This window comes from Paenibacillus sp. PK4536 (genome assembly GCF_028594455.2).
Taxonomy (GTDB): Bacteria; Bacillota; Bacilli; order Paenibacillales; family Paenibacillaceae; genus Saccharibacillus; species Saccharibacillus nuruki.
Genome location: NZ_CP126313.1, coordinates 3,822,001 through 3,842,592, shown reverse-complemented (window position 1 = coordinate 3,842,592; position 20,592 = coordinate 3,822,001). Strand labels below are relative to the sequence as shown.

Below are 20,592 nucleotides of genomic sequence, written 5' to 3'. Positions count from 1 at the left end.
CAAAGTCCGTCATAGGATGAGGTTGTGATGTATACGTTCTTTGGCGTGAAAAAAGATTGTTTCTTTCTTGACTGTATAGGGGAATAATGACAAGATTTATTCCATATCGACTAGAATATAAAGAGGGGGAAGGCTATGGAGTACTTTATCGCTGTACTTGTCTTACTTTTAATGATTGGTATTTCTAATATTTTGAATCGACTGGTTCCTTTGGTGCCAGTACCTTTATTCCAAATTGCACTCGGGATCATTGTCTCGATCGTAGGCGTAGAGTTACCTCTTGATCCTGAATTATTCCTTGTGCTATTTATTGCGCCATTATTGTATAACGATGGACGGCGTACACCTAGAGATGAGTTATGGAATCTGCGAGTCCCCATTATAGCGCTAGCCTTTGGGCTTGTATTTGCTACGGTATTGATTGCAGGTTATGCCATTCATAGTCTAATTCCAAGTATTCCATTACCCGCAGCGTTTGCTCTAGCGGCTATACTATCGCCTACCGATGCAGTCGCTGTAGGTTCGCTCGCAAAGCGTGTCCATTTACCACAATCTATTCATCGGTTACTCGAAGGGGAATCTTTGCTCAATGATGCTTCCGGTCTGGTAGCTTTTAAATTTGCTGTAGCAGCTACAGTCACCGGTGCTTTTTCATGGTGGGAAGCTTCTTTTAGCTTTGTGCTTGTGGCTTTGGGCGGATTGGCTCTTGGCGCATTGATGTCTTTTATCCTTATTCGTTGTCAGGTGTGGTTACGACGTTGGGGAATGGAAGATATTACGGTGCATGTATTGTGGCAAATTCTCACTCCATTTGTAATCTACTTACTCGCCGAAGAAATTGGCGTATCTGGTATTTTAGCTGTTGTTGCCGGGGGTATTGTTCATGCGATGGAGCGTGATCGTGCCGAATCTGTACAACTTAAAATGCAATTAGTGTCTACCAGTACATGGTCTGTGCTTGTATTTGTACTAAATGGTCTGGTATTTATGATTCTTGGTGTACAGATTCCAGAAGTGATGGGAACTATATTCCAAAATGTCAATTTCGACAACGGAAGAGTACTGGGTTATGTCGTACTTATTACATTACTTCTGTATGTGCTACGTTTTATCTGGATTTATGCATTTTGGAGTGTACGCTATTTGTTACAAGCGCCTTCCGAATCCAATCGACCTAGCCTTAGAGGGATATTATTAACTTCTTTATCTGGAGTTCGGGGTGCCTTAACCTTAGCAGCTGCGTTTTCTATTCCATATGTATTAAATGATGGGACTGCATTTCCAGAACGGGAATTGATCTTATTTATTGCAGCAGGAGTTATTCTACTGAGTCTGATCTTAGCGAGTATTTTCTTGCCATTATTATCTTCTGATCCAGAACCTGTAGTGACGCTTGCTGATAAAAAGAAAAAATCAGAAAAAGATATTCGACTCAAAATTTTAGAAGCGGCTGTACAATCGGTTCATTCTAATATGAACGATTCCAACCGTGATGCCGCTCGTAATCTTATCGCTGAAGTGAAAGGCTATATGTCCAAAAGCGATGTGTTCCAAAAGCGGATCATGGAGATTAACGGTATGGGACCACAGGAAATGGAGATTTATCTGCACGGTATTCAAGCTGAACGTACAGAAGTCAGACGGTTACGTAATCGCGGGGAGATCACCGCAGAGATTGCGATGACTTTCGAATATCGACTAGATCGTCTGGAAACAGTTCTTCGAGATCGATCAGATACGGGTATAGCAGAATGTCTGGACAAGTGGAAAGGGATGATTCCACTGAACAATGCAGAACAGCATGAAACGTTAGAGCCGAATGATGAAGCAGCACGAACACATATGCTGAAAAAGTTAAAACTGCATACATCGATTGCGGCTATTGAAGCGATTCAGCAACAGATGACTCCAGATAACAGAACAGCTTCGACCAAAATTATAGCTCGTTATGAAAAAGTGATTCATGCCATTCAGTACCAGACAGGGCAATCACTACCTGATATTACACTAGATAAAGGAAAACTAGATCTAATTACGACAGCGATCCAAAATCAACGTGATAAAGTACAAGAACTGTATGAAAGTGGAGAAATTGACCGTCAACACGCTCGTAAAATGAGACATTTTGTTCAAGATTTAGAAAAGTGGATACTGATGGAAAATTAAAAGTATGTCAAATTTAAGACGAAATGATATTTTTACAAAAAATGGTTATCAAATTCGGTTATGTTGAACCGGTGTTGGGTAAGTTATAAATAGGAAGTAGTCGATATATTATCTTCTACGTTAAAGAAGATTTATCCAAATGAAGCGTTTATCTCGAAGCATGATGGTAGTACATACCGTATTATGCTTTGGGATAAACGATCTCTTCATTTGAAATAGAGAGAACAAGAATGATACATATTCTTCTGTGGTCTATACTGTGCTTTTTTTGTGCACAGTTAAAAATAGATCGTTCTTTCTTGATCTATATCGATAGCATTTTTTCCTGATATTCACTAACTATAATTCTACTGGAGGTAACATCATGAAAAAATCAACGACATTCAAAAAACCTATTTTTGCATTAGCTACGTTTGCAATCAGTGCTTCTTTACTTCTACCCGGTGCAGCTTCAGCAGCAGCTGAGACTTCAAATAATGTAAATGGCAGTTATAGTCTGGGTACGAATGGTTATCTAGCGAATACAGGTTGGTCGGGCATGAATAATTCAAATAGTACGATGACTGGTGAAAATCAAGATTCTGCGCAGTCGATCTTCTATGATACCAATTCATCTTTCGGTTATAACTGGGCATATGCAGCAGACATGACAGGTACACAATCTTCTCCAGCAATCTCTTACGGTTGGAACTGGACACCAGGTTATGAGAATGCAGGTAACTTCCCTGTCCAAATCTATAAAGACAACGAGAACAGACGCAGTAATAGTAGTAGCTCTAGCTCTCGTCAAAGCCAAATGAAAGATATCAATACTTCAGTGAGCTATTCGACTGAAGAAGCAACAGGTGATTATAGCACAGGATATACGGTATTTATCCATAATACGCAGTGGGCAGGAGCAGAGTCTCAACCTTCTGATATTGTAAAATTAGTCACTTCTACTTCACAGAATGCTTCAACTGTAGTCGAGAATAAAAATGATTCTACTTCAACAACAAACCAAGATATGAAAACGACCACAGCAACATGGGGCGAATCTCTAGGCACAGTGAGTCTAGATGGCGCTAATTGGGATGTGTATCGTAAAGGTATGAATAGTGATATGGAAGGTCAATCGAACTTCAATAGTATGAATGGAAATGTATATACTTTTGTAAGAACAGAGAATGCAGATAGCGTAAACTTGAACATCTCTACCTTTATCAAAAACTTGTTAGATCGTAACGAATTGAACTCCTTTGATTATGTAAGTGGCGTGAAATTCGGTACAGATGTGATGAGTGGTAGCGGTAAATTGAATGTGACAAACTGGTCGATTACAGCTCAATAAGATCATTTTCGAACTAAAATAGTACTAAAATTTATATCATTTCTGAATAAAATCAAAGTGTTTCTTTTGCCTACGGGTGAGAGAAGCACTTTTTTTGCATTTTGACAGTGAAAAAATTACATGGAATTATATGGTAATTAGGAAATGGTAAAGGTGGCTTACTTAAACAGCGTATAAATGAATTCCGCGTAAACTAACATATGTGTCATTGTGATATATAAAAAAACAGATGAAAACGTTAACATTTTTGAATGTTATAAACAAATTAAATCCATAATTACCAATTTACACCAGTAAAAACTTTCAGTATAATCAGCCCTGAGGAGGTGATTCAGAAGGGGAACAAGCAAACGTAAGCCAAAAAGATAACGCTTACTTTTCGAATGGATACACATGATCCACCCAAATTACTTAAGAAAGAAAGGTGAATTTTTTGAAATCCAAAAAAAGTATCTGGCAAACATTGAAGTACACGATGGCCGTTTCACTATTAACTGGAAGTCTTTTGCCTGTACTTTCTACTCCAGCAGCTTATGCTGAAGCCCATGTCGATAATCCGTTTGTTGGCGCGACTGCGTATGTGAATCCTGATTATGCCAAAGAAGTTAATGCCTCAATTGCGAAAGTAAGTGATGCTTCACTCAAAGCAAAAATGGAAACCATAAAGTCCTATCCTACATCCGTCTGGTTAGATCGGATTGACGCGATAGGCGGTGGTGCGAACAATGCAGGTCGTCTTAGCTTGGAAGCTCATTTGGATGCAGCGTTAGCCCAGAAAAAAGGAAATACCCCGATTACAGCAAGCTTTGTAATTTATGATCTTCCTGGACGGGATTGTCATGCTTTAGCTTCTAATGGCGAACTACCTTTAACACCGGCAGGGTTAGAACGATACAAAACAGAATATATTGATGTGATTGCCGATATTTTCGCTAATCCTAAATATCAAGATATTCGTATTGTAAACGTAATCGAACCGGATAGCTTACCCAATCTGGTGACGAACTTGAGTGATGCACGTTGTGCTCAAGCTAGTTCAACTGGAATCTATGAAGCGGGCGTAAAATACGCTTTAAACAAACTTCATGCAATCCCAAATGTATACAATTACCTTGATATCGGTCACTCCGGTTGGTTGGGATGGGATAACAACCGTACAGCAACGGTCTCTTTGTATACTAAAGTGGTGCAATCTACAACAGCAGGTCTTGCGAGTGTAGATGGGTTTGTAACTAACACAGCGAATACAACACCGCTGAATGAACCTAATCTTCCTAATCCTGATCTAAATGTCGGTGGACAACCGATCAAATCTTCCAAATTCTACGAATGGAATCCTTACTTTGACGAAACTGATTTTACAGGCGCATTGTATAAGGATTTTGTCAGTGCAGGCTGGCCAAGTGGGATTGGATTCTTGATTGATACAGGCCGTAACGGATGGGGTGGACCTAACCGTCCAGTTGCCGCTATCGGAAATGATATCAATACCTATGTGAACTCTGGACGCGTAGACCGCCGCGATCACCGTGGTAACTGGTGTAATGCTAGTGGAGCAGGTATTGGTGTAGCTCCAACATCAGCTCCAGGTGCTCACTTGGATGCGTATGTATGGGTTAAACCTCCAGGTGAATCCGATGGTTCTAGCTCACTGATTCCGAACAATGAAGGCAAAGGCTTTGACCGTATGTGTGATCCTACATTTACAACAGCCGATGGCGTATTAACCGGTGCATTGCCTAACGCTCCTATCTCTGGTGCTTGGTTCCATGATCAATTCGTGATGTTAATCAACAATTCTTATCCAGCTGTAGGCGGTTCTACAACACCTACAACTCCAGTTCCAGTAACGGTTCCTACTGCACCAACAGGTCTTAAAGCAACTGCTGAAGATGGTCAAGTCAAATTGAACTGGTCATCGGCAACAGGAGCTACTAGCTATACGGTGAAAAGAGGAACGAGTGCCACAGGAGCTTTAACTACTGTAGGTGCTAATATTACAACCACATTGTACACAGACAAAGCAGTTACAAATGGAACAACGTATTATTATGCTATTACTGCAAATAACACAGCAGGTTCAAGTGTAAATTCGTCTGTGGTGAGTGCTAAGCCACAAGCGACTACAACTACACCGCCAACACCAACAGACCCACCGACACCAACACCTACACCAGCAGGTGATCTTGTGGTTCAGTATCGTGCGGGAGATACCAATGTTAATGATAGCCAGATCAAACCTTATTTTAATATCAAAAACAATGGTACAGCGGCTGTCAATCTTAGCGATCTCAAATTGCGTTATTATTTCTCTAAAGAAGGATCAGCAGATATGACTGCTTGGGTCGATTGGGCGCAAGTAGGTCAAAGCAACGTAACAACTACCTTTACACCTAATTACGTAGAAGTAGGCTTTACTGCTGGCGCTGGAGCACTTCAACCTAGTGCACAGACAGGCGATATTCAACTACGTATGGCCAAAAATGATTGGTCTCCACTAGATGAAAGCAACGATTATTCTTTTGACGCAACCAAGACTTCGTATGCAGATTGGAACAAAGTAACATTGTACAAAGGCAATACATTAACATGGGGTGTAGCGCAATAATAAATAAGCATGATGCGCATATGACCATCTGCTAACTATGCTCAACAGCAAAAGACCTTGTCCTTTTAGGGATAAGGTCTTTTGTATAATTATCATAAGCATGACAAGAATTATAAGTAATCGTTTGAAAACGAAGAAAGAAAATGGGGAAGATCCGGTAAGCTTGCAAGTGGCATCGGATAACTGATCCAATATCCTTGAAAGTCATTACATCCCAGTTCGATCAACTGCCGCCATTGTTCTTCTTCTTCAATGCCTTCAGCAACCACATGCAGCTCTAGCGCTTCTGCCATCGCAAGTAGAGCTTTAAGCACAGGAGGGTTCATTTGCGCCACAAAAGAACGATCTATTTTGATATTGTCGATGGGAAGACGAGTAAGTGTACTGAGTGAAGAATACCCTGTCCCAAAATCATCAATAGAGATCGTATATCCTTGTTCACGTAATTTGAGTAGTGAAGAGCGTTCACTAACCGTATCGATCATAGCTACACTTTCCGTAATTTCGAGATCAATATAATGTGGATTAACGTTTTCTTCTTTGAGAATCTGATTAATTCGATCAATAAAATCAGGTTCACTTAATTGGATTCTAGAAATATTAATAGCAATCTTCGTCTGTTGTCCATATTTGGCTTGAATAATAGTCAGATCACGGCAAGCCTGACGAATCACCCATTCCCCTATCGGAATAATCAGACCTGTTTGTTCAGCGACAGGGATAAAGTCAGCTGGAGAAACCATATATTTATGATCTTTTTTCCATCGTAATAAAGCTTCGACCGCAACGACCTGCTTTTGCTTGTTGCCATAGATCGGCTGATACAATAATTGCAGTTCTTCTTTTTCCAGACAACTGTTCAGTGCCAGTTCGTAATTAAAACGTACCACTTGCTCGTACTGCGTACTTTCACAGAACAAATGATGTTTGTTACGTCCGCTTGTTTTGGCATGGTATAGGGCAATATCAGCACGTCTCAAAGCAATCGAGATATTGATATCTTCCGAGAAGAAAGCGATCCCTACACTGACGTTAATCTTAATTTGATGATTGTTGAATAAAAAAGGTTCATTCATAAGAGAGATAATAATCTTCGCCATCTGTTCGGGATGTTCTTGTTCTCGATTAGATACCAGTATAAATTCATCCCCGCTCAAACGAATACTGATATAGTCGGAACTGAAATTGCGTTTAAGACGACCGGCAACTTCAACTAATAAAGTATCTCCACTTTCCATACCCAGAGTATCATTTACATACTTAAGATTATCAATATCAAACATAAATAAATAAGCAGGTTGAGTCACGAACTCATACAGAAAGCGCCGATTCAATAATTGAGTCAATTCATCATGATAGGCGTAATACTGCATTTTCTCTTGATAATGATGACGTTCATCATAACTACGAGTAATACAGACGAGATGAGTGATATTTTGATGTTCATCAAAGATAGGAGAAATGATACTATCTCCGCTTAATGTTCCGGTAGGCAAAAGATGCCCTTCATCAAAACGTACACTTTGTGCTTGAATAAGTACTTTGGAATATTTGTTATGCAAATATTGAGCCATTTCATATTGATTCCGTTCACTGTATAACTCAAAAAAGTTTTTACCCATATATTCGCTAGTGATTCCACTAGACAATTCTGCCTTCCGATTGACATAACAATATACGAATTGTCGATTCTCGACAGCCATAATATACACTAGATCTTCCATAGCATCAAAAGCTAACTTAAGAAGCGGATGAATCAGTGAATCTTCGTTATTCATTTAGGTCCACTCCTTTACCATACAAATCATAATCTTAAAATTATTTTTAATATATAATAGGTTTCATCGGTATGTATAGAGCATATATGAAGAAAAAATGAACTTCTTTTTTTAAATGAATTGTTCAAAATTTGATTGTGCTATTCTTTTTAAGGGTATATGACTATAGATATGTGTATTTTATCCATATAAAAGGAGTGTTATAGATGGCACAGAAATTACAAGGAACGGTAGCCCTCGTTACAGGCGCAAGTAGTGGAATAGGGGAAGCAACCGCTAAGACTCTGGCTGCACAAGGCGCAACTGTAGTGGTCGTAGCACGTCGTAAAGACCGTCTGGATCAATTAGCTGCTGATATTACTTCTCAAGGTGGAGCAGCATTCGTGATTGAAGCAGATATTACCGATCAAGCACAAGCACAACAAGCGATTGAACAAACGATTCAAAAATATAATCGTTTGGATATTGTCATCAACAATGCTGGTGTGATGTTATTAGGTCCAGCAGAAAATGCACCGACAGAAGAATGGGATCGTATGGTGTCGATCAATGTGAATGGACTATTGCATATTTCTCATGCTGCATTGCCACATTTACTGAAAGCCGCAGAACAGTCAGAGCGCAAAGTAGCCGATCTGATCAATATTAGTTCGGTAGCAGGTCGTCGTGCAGGCGCAGGTTCTGCTGTCTACAATATGACCAAATTTGGAGTAGTTGCTTTTAGTGAAGCTCTTCGTCAAGAAGTGACAGGTCGTGGGGTACGTGTAGGCTTAATAGAGCCAGGCGTTGTACAGACCGAATTATCTTCACATGTACGCTCTGAAGTTATGGAAGAGATGGGTAAGCTATTTGGTGATATTACACCGCTAGAATCTCAAGATATTGCAGATGCTATCGAATATGTAGTGACACGTCCTAAGCATGTGGCTATCAATGAAGTATTGATTCGCCCAACCGATCAAGAATTTTAAGATGATATAATAAAAGACAAACGTATATAGATAACCAAAAGAGTCACACTTATAATAAGTGTGACTCTTTTGGTTATCTTACTTATGCAGAGGACTTTTATGATTTGGTAGGAACAGCTTCTAACAAGCGAGGAAGACGTATTAACAAAAATACACTTCGCGCTAAACCAAAGACGATAAAAGCTAACCATAATCCATGGTTGCCATACAGAGGAACAGCAATCCAGAGCACCGCTACAAATAATACAAAAGAGATTATCATAGAATTACGAATAGGAGCAGTGACAGATAACCCTGTAAATAATCCATAGAATACAAGACCTGCACCTGTCACTAGAGGAAACAGTAACAACCAGGGGCTATATTCATTAGCCAGTGCAATCGTAGATGCTGAATCTGTAAATAATCCCAATAATGGTTGATGGAACACCCAGTAGACGATCACGATCAATAGCGCTGGCAGAAATGAACTGTACCATGACCACCGAATCGTCTGCCGTAGTAACAATGGGTTATGCGATCCACCAGCTTGGCCCGCATAAATACTACTCGCATTGGCAAATCCATCAAAAAAGTAAGCCATAATATAATGGACTTGTAACAAAATAGCATTCGCAGCCAACATCTCAGGGCCGAATGAAGTACTATTCGCTGTAAAGATATTGAACATTGCTAACAGACAGATCGTACGAATAAATAAATCGCTATTCACACTGATCATACGGCGTAAAGCTTCACGATTAAATAGACCTGCTTGCGATATCGATCCCCATTTGAAATAAGGAGAACGACAGATCAGAAAGATCCCGAATACTAGCCCGATAATCTCTGCAATCAATGTAGCTGAAGCGACACCTGCAACTTGCCAGTGAAATACATGTACAAATACGATCGCCAAAATCATATTGAGTACATTAATCCCTATCTGGACAAATAAAGTCTGCCTCACATGCGCCATTCCGATGAGCCAACCCAGAATAACATAATTCAGCAGAGTTACCGGAGCACCCCAGATACGAATATGAAAATAAATAGAAGCTTGCTCACGAATATCTGCATCTGGCCTGATCCATGCCAGTACACCTTGTAGAATAGGATACTGTAACACAATAAATAGGAAACCGATAAGCAGAGCAATGATGGTCGGACGAACCAATTCGGAGAAGCCACGTTCTAATTCTCCGGCGCCTTTGGCTTGTGCTGCAAATCCAGACGTACTTACTCTTAGAAATCCAAATAACCAGTACAATGTATTGAAGATAAGAGTACCAATTGCAACGCCACCTATGTAAATGCTACTTGATAAATGACCAACAACAGCAGTATCTACTGCACCAAGAAGGGGAGTAGTCACTGTAGAAATAATTAACGGAATACTTAAAGCAAGATAACTACGATAATTAGGTGGAGTAGAAGATTGTAATGTTTTCATACTTTTGTTATACCATAAATTAATCGAAATGAATACGATTAAACAATTTGTGAATAGATTGTTGAATTTATAGTTGGAAATCATTGTGTATCGTTAATGAATGTGATATTAATTAATAACAACCTAAACAATAATATTGAAAGCGTAATCATATTAGAAAGAAAGTGTACTTTACTACCACTATAAAGGAGAGAATCCCTATGCTCAAAAACAATAACGTGTTGACCACAGTTACACCGAAAGAAGTTCGTATTCAAGATGAATTTTGGACGAAATATAATGAACTGGTACGTGAAGTTGTGATTCCTTATCAATATGACGCTCTACATGATCGTATTGCTGATGCTGAACCCAGTTATGCTATTCAGAATTTTGAGATTGCTGCGGGTCGCAAAGAAGGGGAATTTAATGGATTTGTTTTTCAAGATACCGATGTAGCGAAATGGATCGAAGCCGTAGGGTATTCATTAATGACACATCCTGATTCTGCATTGGAACAGATGACCGATCAAGTGATTGATCTTGTTGCTGAAGCGCAAGGCGAAGATGGATATCTAAATACATATTTTACAATCAAAGAACCGGATAAACGTTGGACTAATCTAGCGGATTGTCATGAACTGTATACAGCAGGGCATATGATTGAAGCTGGAGTAGCTTATTACCAAGCAACAGGTAAACGCAAACTGCTTGATGTGGTCTGCCGTCTAGCGGATTATATTGATACCATATTTGGCACCAAAGAAGGTCAATTACGTGGCTATGATGGTCATCAAGAGATTGAGCTAGCACTTGTAAAATTATACCGTTTAACCGGAGAACAACGTTACTTGCAACTGAGCCAATTTTTTATTGATGAACGTGGACAAAAACCTAACTTTCTAGAGCAAGAATGGGAACAACGGGATCGCATCAACTTTTTTGTAGGTAAAACAAATGAAATTAATCTGAAATACAGTCAGGCTCATGTGCCAGTACGTGAACAAAAAGAAGCAGTAGGGCATGCTGTTCGTGCAGTCTATATGTATACAGCGATGGCTGATCTGGCTGGTTTAATCGACGATAAAAGTCTATATGAAGCTTGCCAGACATTGTGGAACAACATGGTGCACAAGCAGATGTATATCACAGGCGGAATTGGTTCTACGCATCATGGTGAGGCTTTTACTATTGATTATGATCTTCCTAATGATACAGGGTATTCAGAGACTTGTGCAGCAGTAGGAATAGTCTTTTTTGCTCATCGAATGCTACAGATTGAAGCCAAAAGCGAATATGCCGATGTGTTAGAACGAGCTTTATACAATACAGTCATTGGCGGAATGGCGCAGGATGGTAAGCATTATTTCTATGTGAATCCATTAGAAGTCTGGCCGTCTGCTTGTCATCATAATCCAGGCAAGCATCATGTAAAGCCTGTACGTCAGAAATGGTTTGGCTGTTCCTGTTGCCCTCCTAATATTGCACGTCTGGTCAGTTCATTAGGGCAATACATCTATAGTACTGATCAAGATACGATATATACGCATCTGTATATCGGTGGGGAAGCACAATTAACACTTGGAGAACACCAAGTCGTTATTCAGCAAGAAAGTGGATACCCGTGGAATGGAGCGACTCGTTTTTCTTTTCAATTACAACAACCTCAATCGTTTACATTGGCTTTGCGTTTACCCAATTGGTGCAAACAAGCTACGCTTACGATCAACGGTGAAGCAATAACTTATGACTCCTTATTGCGTGATGGATATATTTATATTCAGCGAGAATGGTCAGCAAGTGATGTTATAGAATGGAATATGGAGATGCACGTACAAGTGATTCATAGTCATCCAAGACTACGGGCTACAGCGGGCAAGGTCGCTTTACAATATGGCCCATTAGTATACTGTCTGGAGCAAGCAGATAATGGAGAATTGATCTCAGCATTATCTATTCATCCTGAACAGCTATTGACTGCCCGATTCGATCCACAGTTGCTAGGAGGAACGATCATTATTGAAGGTACAGCTTTGCGAGAGCAAGAAGAGGGATGGGGCGACAATCTGTATCAGGATAGTACTCCGATACCTCAACAACAACCATTTACAGCGATTCCTTACTTCCTGTGGGCAAATCGTGGTGAAGGCGATATGGCGGTCTGGATTCGTAAAAGTGAAGCCTTTTCTACAACTTCATCAACTAAGTAGGACAAGAGATGCGATATTTAGATGTCGCATCTCTTTATTTTGCAGAAAATAGTATGAAAAAATGTCAATTTAACGAAAAAAGCGAACATTTGTGCTTATTTTTTAGCTTAAACTATTGAATCAATATGCAGTTAAATGTAAAATAGAATAGAGAAGTGTAAAGGGGGGTTAATTTTGGCTAAAGCAAAAGTAGCAAAGCGTCCAACACGGGATGAATTTGTACTAGAAGAGATCGGTAATCAACTTACTGAAGCCTATCAAGAAAAATCGGAAATTTTGCTGACTGTCTGGGGTACAGAAGAACCTGTACGCGGTCAGATTGTAAATATGGATCCACGTACAGGTCGAGTACATGTACAATATGAAGAAGAACTTCATAAAGTCAAATTTATGGATATTATGGGTGTAAATTACCCGAGAGATTAAATAAATTGTTTTGACAAAATAACGATATTCAGAATATACTAGCATAGCCGATTATCTGCTATGCTAGTATTTTTTTTGGAGGATAACTTATGTCATTTAATCAAGAGCAAGACCCGCTAGGTTTGCTGTTATCCAGAACATATTTGGCTTATAAGAAAAAAGCTTCTCATCTTTTACAGGATTATAATATCACTCCAGAACAATTTGGAGTTCTGAACAACCTTGTGGTTCACGTAGGCATTTCTCAGAAAGCGTTAGCTGAATTATTTTCTAAAGATCAGACCAGTATTGGTAAAACGATTGATCGATTGGAAAATAAAAAGCTGATCACACGTACAGTAGATCCTGCTGATCGCCGAGCTGTATTATTGCATTTGACTGCGCAAGGACAAGCATTGATCGCAACCACACAGCCGATTATGAAAGAGGTTGATGATGAGATCAATAGCCTATTTCCACCGGAACAAGTAAAACAGTTTATTGCCACAATCAATCAATTGTTTGACCATTTATCCCGCTGATACTGTCAGCTGGATATTTTTTAGCGTAATACATGCATAACCATTTATATCCTATGCATGTAATTTTAAAAAGAGAAGTTGTATTTGGAGGAGAAAAGAATGACTGTATTCAAAACGTTTAAAGATTTTTTGGGCATTACCCAGACTAAGGTAGGGATCGTATTTTCTATTTTTGTACCTTTGGTCTTTTTATTATTCTGGATGACGGGTTATCACGGAGCTACAGAGCGCGTGGATCAACTGGTGGTAGGTATTGTCAATGAAGACGGAACAGCAGGTGATAATATTGCTCAAGCGATCGCTACAGGGGTTCCATACAAGACTCAATCTTATCCGTCGTTAAACGAAGCACAACAACATATGGATAATGGTGAATTGACCATGGTTATTTCTATTCCTGCTCATTTCACCGAAGATGTAGCAAGGAATGGCAGTACTCAGATGAATTATTATATCAATCAAGGGAACTCCGATATTGCGAAGTCCATCGTACAAAGTTCTGCTGCACAGATTTCCTCGATAATAGGCGAACATGCTTTTGCTGATGTTCATCAAGAAATCGTGACTACAAATGTGGTCAAAACACATGATATTTCTAATTTTGCCATTTCAATGTTGCCTATGATCTTAGGTTTTGTCACATATGTTGGTGTTATGACCATGAATATCCAATTAAATATTGCATCTATGATGTTAAAGCGTGATCATAGTAAGTGGCAGATCTTTTGGGGAAGACAGATATTACTGCTGGCAATCTCTATCGTAGCTTCATTACTGATTACGACAGTAGCCACGCTATTCGCAGATACAGCCGCTTCATTCTGGCAAATGTGGAGCTTTCATCTATTGGTCTACATTTCCTGTATTGCTGTTACACAAATGGCGTTCGCTTTATTCGGCAATGTGGCTCCATTATTCAACGTAGCGTTAATTCCGCTTCAGTTGATGACCGCAGGAAATATCATCCCTGCTGCTATGTTATCTCCTTTATATCGAAATGTAGGACACTTTTTACCAGCTCCAAATGCTATACAAGGCTATTTAAGGTTAATTTATAGTGGGGCTTCTGTATCCTCATTTGTGATTCATTTACTATGGATAGCGATTGTCACTTTTGGAATCACATGGATTCGTACAGCGCTGATCAAGCCAGCACCAAGCCCTATCAATCATCCGGCAAATAGTCACTAATCTCCAGTAGACTGAACAAGGTTGTTGTGTATGTATTATCTGTACTATTCCAAAAGGAGGCGTTAACGATGTCATTATCACACATTCTAGTTCCTTATGATGGCTCAGAACATTCTCAAAAAGCGTTAGAGAAAGCGATTGGTCTTGGAACAGAACTAAAAGCTCAGATTGAAGTATTGTATGTAGATTCAACGTCTACAGAGATTTTGCAACAACCGTTAGTGATTCCTACACATGAACTAGAATCTTATTTTGACCATGAAGAAGAGGATGTACGTCTTAATCTACGTCAATTGATCTCCACTATTCCTAATGCTCAAGCTACAGTGATTCAAGGCAGTGCGGGTAAAAGTATCGTTAAGTATGCAGACAGCATTGAAGCAGATCTGATTATTATGGGTAGTCGTGGGCTAGGTACTGTGAGTGAATTTGTAATGGGTAGTGTTAGTCATTATGTAACACAGCGCGCCAAATCTCCTGTTATGATTGTGAAATAAACGAATCAAATAAAGGATGTACAGACACCCAATATCTTTTCTCTCAGTTAGAGAAGGGTATTGGGTGTTTTTGTAGGTGTCTATATTCATGCTCAATCAGTGGATCGATATTCTTATACAGACTATTTCTACATTTCTATAAATGATATTTTGATCCAGATAAAGGATAAAATATCGTACAAAGCGAATAGTTACAAAGTGAAATGAAAACGTTAACATTTTGAAGGAGGACAAATAATGAACAGCAAATTACTTAACAAATGGGGCAAAATCAGCTGTATGATGTTGATCGGAGGGTTATTAAGTACATCGTGGGGAACATCTTCTTCTGTAGCCGCTTCTGCAACCGCTTACAAATTTGATTTTGGTGGCGGTGCAGTGACTTCTGGATATACAGGTGTACAAGCTTCGACCGCTTATAATGCTTCAACAGGCTATGGATTCAACACGCCAGCCAATATTAAAAATGTATCTGCTTCAGGGACAGGTGTAGCTAGTGATGCAGTACAATTTGTCACCTTTGGAACGAAAAGTAGTAATACTTTTAACGTTGATCTACCTAATGGATTGTATGAAGTGAAAGTGACACTCGGTAACACCACACGTTCTAGTGTAGCCGCAGAAGGGGTATATCAGTTGATTAATATGACGGGAAACAATGCGACTGATCAATTCCAGATTCCGATTACCGATGGTCAGCTTAACTTATTAGTCACAGAAGGCAAAGCAGGGGCAGCCTTTACATTAAGTGCACTTGAAATTACACAAGTATCGACCAATCCGACCACTCATCCAACAATCTACGTAGGTGGCGACTCCACAGTAGCAAATTATTATCCTTTGACTAGCAGTGTACAAGGTGGATGGGGACAGATGTTACCTCAATTTATTAACAAGAACGATTATCTCATACGCAATATGGCATCCGGTGGACAAATTGCGCGTGGATTCCGTGATGATGGACAACTGGAAGCCATTTTGAAATACATTAAGCCGGGCGATTACTTTATTGTGCAACTGGGTATCAATGATACGAATGTCAAAAATAATACGACAGAAGCACAATTCAAAGATATTATGCGCGATATGGTGAATCAAGTGAAAGCCAAAGGTGCTACAGTTATTCTATCTACACCTCAAGGCAGAGCAACCGATTTTGATAGTGCAGGTGTCCATCATGCAGAAGGTCGCTGGTACCGCGGAGCAACGATAGCAGTGGCTCAAGAAACCAATGTTCCGTTGATCGATCTAAATGTACTCAGTTCTGCTTATTTCACTTCGATCGGGGCAAATGCTACATTAGCATTGTATATGAACGGTGATACATTACATCCTAATTATGCTGGCGCCACACAGCTTGCTCGTATTGTTGTTGAAAATATGAAAGCCCAAGGGTTATATTAATCGTTGAACGAGGAATGAAAGTGGTACTTCTGTATATCCAAAGCTTCTTCGCTTATATAGGGAGAAGCTTTTTTCATATACGATGACTTATTATGTTCATACATAACTAAAGAAACTATAGTATAATACCTTAAGTATTGCTATGCTCGACTGTGAAAGGTAGACTATATACGTTGAGCTTTTTCATTGTATGAATAACTTAATCCGATCTTCTGCTATAGAAGGTCAGACCTGATGGAGGATATATTATGTTACTTATCGAACCAACTTTGATTCAACAACGAATCGATGATCTACAAGATCAAGATTTGTATATTCATTTGGAAATGACCACTGGAGCCTATGCCGCTCATTTGGATAGTACCAAGCATCCAGCCGCTACTTTTATCAGTAATGCGACATTACGCTATATTCATGGTTCTATTTCTGGCGAAGGTCCATATCGTGTTGGACTTAAAACAGAAAAAGGTTGGGTTTATTCAGAAGGACTTACTCATTATGAAGAAACCGAACAAGAGCGTCTGATTCTAGCTGGTCATGATACGCAAGGTAAATTAGTAGTTGCTTTGCAACTCAGTAAGGAGCCTTTCTAATGGACAATAATAAAAAAACTACATTTTCTCTGATTCCTGCTGATTCTCGTATCCTTGTCGTATTGCCACATCCTGATGATGAAGCATTCAGTTTATCAGGTACACTAGCGAAGCATATTGCACAAGGAGGACAAGTCACTTATGCTTGCCTCACACTTGGCGAAATGGGACGTAATATGGGAATTCCACCATTTACCAACCGAATTGGTCTGCCTACGATTCGTAAAGGTGAATTGGAAAAATCTGCAGAAGCGATAGGCATCCAAGATTTGCGCATGCTCGGGTTCCATGATAAAACGATCGAGTTTGAAGTTAAAGAAGTATTAGATGGTACTATTTACGATCTAATCGTTGAACTCAAGCCATCCTTGATCGTTACCTTCTCTCCAGGATATAGTGTTCACCCTGATCATGATGCGACAGGAGCAGCTGTTGTACGTGCTGTAGAACGTCTGCCTCAAAGCGAACGTCCATTACTGCATACAATGGCATTTTCCAAAAACTGCTATGCTGAATTAGGTCAACCTGATATTGAGAATGATGTCAGCGACTTTTTAGAAAATAAAATGAAATCGATCCAAGCCCATCGCTCGCAATTTCAAGCGGTAGAAATGCTAGGTCAGAACAAATTAAAAGATAAAGAAATCAAAGAACGTTTTGGTAAAGAACGTTTCTGGACACATTCTGTTTAAGACGTATGTTGTTATAAAAAAAGCCGCCCTATTCCTTCACATCAGAAGGGTAGGGCGGCTTTTTGTTGTGATTATTTAATTAATCCTTTAGAGATCAGGAACTCATGAGCAACATCATCTTCACGGTAACCCTGATCGACTTTGGCATTCATAATCTGCATTTCTTGTTCATTGATTTGACCTTGTAATGCATCCAAAGATTCCTTGATCGCTGGATATTTTTTAAGTGTCTCTGAACGAACAGCTACGCCTGCATCATAAGGCGGGAAAAAGTGCTTGTCGTCTTTGAGTACAAATAGATTATTAAGCTTGATCTGACCATCAGTAGAATAGACACTCACCACATCAGTATCATGTTGTCCGATCAAACGGTACTTAATACCTTGATCCATACCTCTAACATCTTTGAAGATCATATTGTACTTCTTCTTCAATCCAGGATACGTATCTGCACGATCGGTAAATTCAAATTCTGATGCTAATTCAAGATTAGGCGATACTTTGGCTAGATCACTGAATGTTTTTAAGTTATACTTTTGTGCCGTTTCTTGGTTAACCGCCAGAGAATACGTATTACTGAATCCAAAAGGAGCAATAAATTGCAAATCATCTTTTTTCATCAATCGTTTAGCGCTTGCTAATGTTTCTTTAGAATTGGTAGTTTCTTGTTGATAATAGTTGGCAACAATCGTTCCTGTATATTCAGGATACAATTGAATATTGTTATTTTGAAGAGCGGTCCAGGCAACACTTGATCCACCTAGATTGACTTTACGGTTGACTTTGATACCGGTACGATTTTCAATCATATCTGCCATTAGATAAGCTAATATAATGTTTTCGGTAAAGTTTTTGGAGCCAATGGTAATTTCACCGCCAGTTGTACCCTCTGTAGCGGATGAACTGCTACAAGCTGTTGTGAGCAGACTTGTGATCGTCACTATACATATCAATAACGTTATCCAGCGTTTATTTCGCTTCATCATCATTCCTCCTGCGTTCAGATTCCTTATTTCAATCCTCGTGGTGTTGTCCAACGTTCTACCAACCCAAGCAAGTAATCAAATACCAATGCAAGGATAGCTGCAGGAATAGCACCTAATAGAATAAGGGCATCAATATTACGAGTAATTCCAAGGAAGATAAAGTCACCTAAACCACCAGCGCCTATAAAAGCAGCTAACGTTGCTGTACCTACATTAATAACAGTTGCTGTCCGAATTCCCGCCATAATCACAGATAATGCGAGTGGAAGCTGAACACGGAACAATATTTGACGGCTGGTTAGACCCATACCTTTGGCGGCTTCAATAATAGCTGGATCGACATCTTTGATCCCTGTAAATGTATTACGAATCACAGGTAGCAGAGAATATAAGAACAATGCAGCTACGGCTGTAATCGTACCGATACCGAAGATCGGAATCATAAAGCCCAGTAGAGCCAGTCCCGGAATCGTCTGCAAAATACTAGCAACTCCAATAATGGGTGTGCGTAATCCTTTCACACGTGCGACTAGAATACCTGCCGGTACCCCGATAACAATAGCAATCAACATCGATATTAATACTAATTTGATATGAACCCCTGTTGCTCCAATCAGTTCTGGACCACGAAGGTTAAATTGACGGATAAATTGCTCCCACAAAGATATGTTTTCCATTATACTTCGCCTCCAGCCCAGTGATTAGCAAACATGGTCAGCAAAGTCCCACGAGTCACTATACCTACTAATTTTCCTTGTTCATCGACAACAGGTAGAATACCGTTTTTCGCTTCAACGACATTTAGCAAAGCATCTTGTGCGGTATCTGTTGGTTTTAACATATGTGTGACAGGCTTTATAATTTCGCCTATCGTAGCTACTGTATCGATATTAGCCAATACATCATAGGCAGATACAATCCCTAGCAATATACCTTGTGTATCGGTAATCAATAACGTATCTGTTTTGCGTTGGCGCATAAAGGTAATAGCTTTACCCGGGCTACGATCTGGAAGAGAAGTGGAAGGATCTTTACGCATCAGATCGGTAACCGGAATATACTCAGGATTTTGATACAATCTATTTTTACCTATAAATTCTTCTACAAAACCATGAGAAGGTTCGCGTAGTAACATATCAGGCGTATCCAGTTGCAATAACTCGCCATCTTTCATAACTGCGATTCGATCGCCTAATTTCAAAGCTTCATCCATATCATGCGTAACGAAAACGATCGTTTTTTTCAAATCACGTTGTAGACGTAATAACTCATCTTGCAATTGCTCACGTGTGATAGGATCAAGTGCTCCAAAAGGCTCGTCCATCAGTACAATATCAGGGTCAGCGGCTAGAGCACGGGCTACACCGACACGTTGTTGCTGTCCACCTGATAATTCTTTAGGATAACGCTTGGCAAATAGTTCAGGATCAAGACCTACCAAGTTGAGCATTTCAATCACTCTATCTTTTTTCTTCTTCTCATCCCAGCCTTTAAGTTCAGGCATTAGAGCAATATTTTGTTCAATCGTGTAATGAGGAAACAGTCCTGCTTGCTGAATCACATAGCCCATCGTACGGCGTAATTTCACAGGATCTTGTTTTTTGATATCTTTGCCATCTACAGATAAAGTACCTCCTGTATGAGAGACTAGGCGGTTAATCATTTTCATGGTAGTCGTTTTACCACATCCGCTGGGGCCAATAAACACCAAAAATTCCCCATCTTTTATTTCAAAATTAAGTGACTTGACGGCTTGAAAACCATCGGGGTACGTTTTGCTTACATTTTCGAATTTAATCATAACTTGT

Annotated in this window: 17 protein-coding genes; 12 read left to right on the top strand and 5 right to left on the bottom strand. The window is 39.6% G+C overall.

The genetic code is table 11. The annotated features are described in order from the left end of the window. Positions 1-135 precede the first annotated feature (135 nt). The 3 genes from PO903_RS17005 to PO903_RS16995 all read left to right on the top strand — a co-directional run bounded on the left by PO903_RS17005 (position 136) and on the right by PO903_RS16995 (position 6,104). Positions 136-2,166, top strand: a complete 2,031-nt coding sequence (locus PO903_RS17005) for a Na+/H+ antiporter (RefSeq protein WP_273594058.1) — start codon at positions 136-138, stop codon at positions 2,164-2,166. A gap of 364 nt (positions 2,167-2,530) precedes the next feature. Continuing rightward, positions 2,531-3,496, top strand: coding sequence for a glycoside hydrolase family 12 protein (locus PO903_RS17000; RefSeq protein WP_069328286.1), 966 nt, complete (start codon positions 2,531-2,533; stop codon positions 3,494-3,496). Positions 3,497-3,971: 475 nt separating this feature from the next. Beyond that, positions 3,972-6,104 carry a glycoside hydrolase family 6 protein gene (locus PO903_RS16995; RefSeq protein WP_273594673.1) on the top strand — a complete coding sequence of 711 codons (2,133 nt, stop codon included), beginning with the start codon at positions 3,972-3,974 and terminating at the stop codon, positions 6,102-6,104. 110 nt (positions 6,105-6,214) lie between these two features. On the opposite strand, the gene PO903_RS16990 is transcribed toward PO903_RS16995, so the two are convergent. Beyond that, positions 6,215-7,882: a putative bifunctional diguanylate cyclase/phosphodiesterase gene (locus tag PO903_RS16990; protein ID WP_273594057.1), complete on the bottom strand. Its 1,668-nt coding sequence runs from the start codon at positions 7,880-7,882 to the stop codon at positions 6,215-6,217. Between the two features lie 206 nt (positions 7,883-8,088). Between PO903_RS16990 and PO903_RS16985 the strand changes: the two genes are divergently transcribed. Further along, positions 8,089-8,853, top strand: coding sequence for an SDR family NAD(P)-dependent oxidoreductase (locus PO903_RS16985; protein WP_069328288.1), 765 nt, complete (start codon positions 8,089-8,091; stop codon positions 8,851-8,853). Positions 8,854-8,950: 97 nt separating this feature from the next. Here PO903_RS16985 and PO903_RS16980 read toward each other — a convergent pair whose 3' ends face one another. Further along, a complete protein-coding gene (locus tag PO903_RS16980) occupies positions 8,951-10,285 on the bottom strand; it encodes an MATE family efflux transporter (protein WP_273594056.1) in 1,335 nt (444 codons plus the stop codon). 200 nt (positions 10,286-10,485) lie between these two features. On the opposite strand from PO903_RS16980, the gene PO903_RS16975 reads away from it, so the two are divergent. The 8 genes from PO903_RS16975 (at position 10,486) to bshB2 (ending at position 17,798) form a co-directional block, all read left to right on the top strand. Beyond that, on the top strand, positions 10,486-12,474 hold the full coding sequence (locus tag PO903_RS16975) for a glycoside hydrolase family 127 protein (RefSeq protein WP_273594055.1): 1,989 nt from the start codon (positions 10,486-10,488) through the stop codon (positions 12,472-12,474). 174 nt (positions 12,475-12,648) lie between these two features. Further along, positions 12,649-12,900, top strand: a complete 252-nt coding sequence (locus PO903_RS16970) for a YolD-like family protein (protein ID WP_069328291.1) — start codon at positions 12,649-12,651, stop codon at positions 12,898-12,900. A gap of 89 nt (positions 12,901-12,989) precedes the next feature. After that, positions 12,990-13,421, top strand: coding sequence for a MarR family winged helix-turn-helix transcriptional regulator (locus PO903_RS16965; RefSeq protein WP_069328292.1), 432 nt, complete (start codon positions 12,990-12,992; stop codon positions 13,419-13,421). A 99-nt stretch (positions 13,422-13,520) separates the two neighbouring features. Beyond that, complete coding sequence (locus tag PO903_RS16960; protein WP_273594054.1) at positions 13,521-14,612, top strand: YhgE/Pip domain-containing protein; 1,092 nt, start codon at positions 13,521-13,523, stop codon at positions 14,610-14,612. 68 nt (positions 14,613-14,680) lie between these two features. Further along, complete coding sequence (locus tag PO903_RS16955) at positions 14,681-15,109, top strand: universal stress protein (RefSeq protein WP_069328294.1); 429 nt, start codon at positions 14,681-14,683, stop codon at positions 15,107-15,109. 237 nt (positions 15,110-15,346) lie between these two features. Continuing rightward, the gene (locus tag PO903_RS16950) at positions 15,347-16,513 is read left to right on the top strand and encodes a rhamnogalacturonan acetylesterase (RefSeq protein ID WP_502921651.1); all 1,167 of its coding nucleotides are present in this window, start codon (positions 15,347-15,349) and stop codon (positions 16,511-16,513) included. Between the two features lie 248 nt (positions 16,514-16,761). Further along, a complete protein-coding gene (locus PO903_RS16945) occupies positions 16,762-17,106 on the top strand; it encodes a YojF family protein (protein ID WP_069328295.1) in 345 nt (114 codons plus the stop codon). After that, the gene (gene bshB2 / locus PO903_RS16940; protein WP_069328296.1) at positions 17,106-17,798 is read left to right on the top strand and encodes a bacillithiol biosynthesis deacetylase BshB2; all 693 of its coding nucleotides are present in this window, start codon (positions 17,106-17,108) and stop codon (positions 17,796-17,798) included. Before PO903_RS16945 ends, bshB2 begins: the two co-directional genes overlap by 1 nt. Before the next feature lie 71 nt (positions 17,799-17,869). Here the strand turns inward: bshB2 and PO903_RS16935 are convergent, their stop codons facing one another. The 3 genes from PO903_RS16935 to PO903_RS16925 are packed head-to-tail and all read right to left on the bottom strand — an operon-like array spanning position 17,870 to position 20,585. Further along, entirely contained in the window at positions 17,870-18,781 is a 912-nt protein-coding gene (locus PO903_RS16935) for a glycine betaine ABC transporter substrate-binding protein (RefSeq protein ID WP_273594053.1), read from the bottom strand. A gap of 26 nt (positions 18,782-18,807) precedes the next feature. Continuing rightward, a complete protein-coding gene (locus tag PO903_RS16930) occupies positions 18,808-19,461 on the bottom strand; it encodes an ABC transporter permease (protein ID WP_069328298.1) in 654 nt (217 codons plus the stop codon). After that, on the bottom strand, positions 19,461-20,585 hold the full coding sequence (locus PO903_RS16925) for an ABC transporter ATP-binding protein (protein WP_069328299.1): 1,125 nt from the start codon (positions 20,583-20,585) through the stop codon (positions 19,461-19,463). The genes PO903_RS16930 and PO903_RS16925 overlap by 1 nt, the downstream gene beginning before the upstream one ends. Positions 20,586-20,592: the final 7 nt, after the last annotated feature.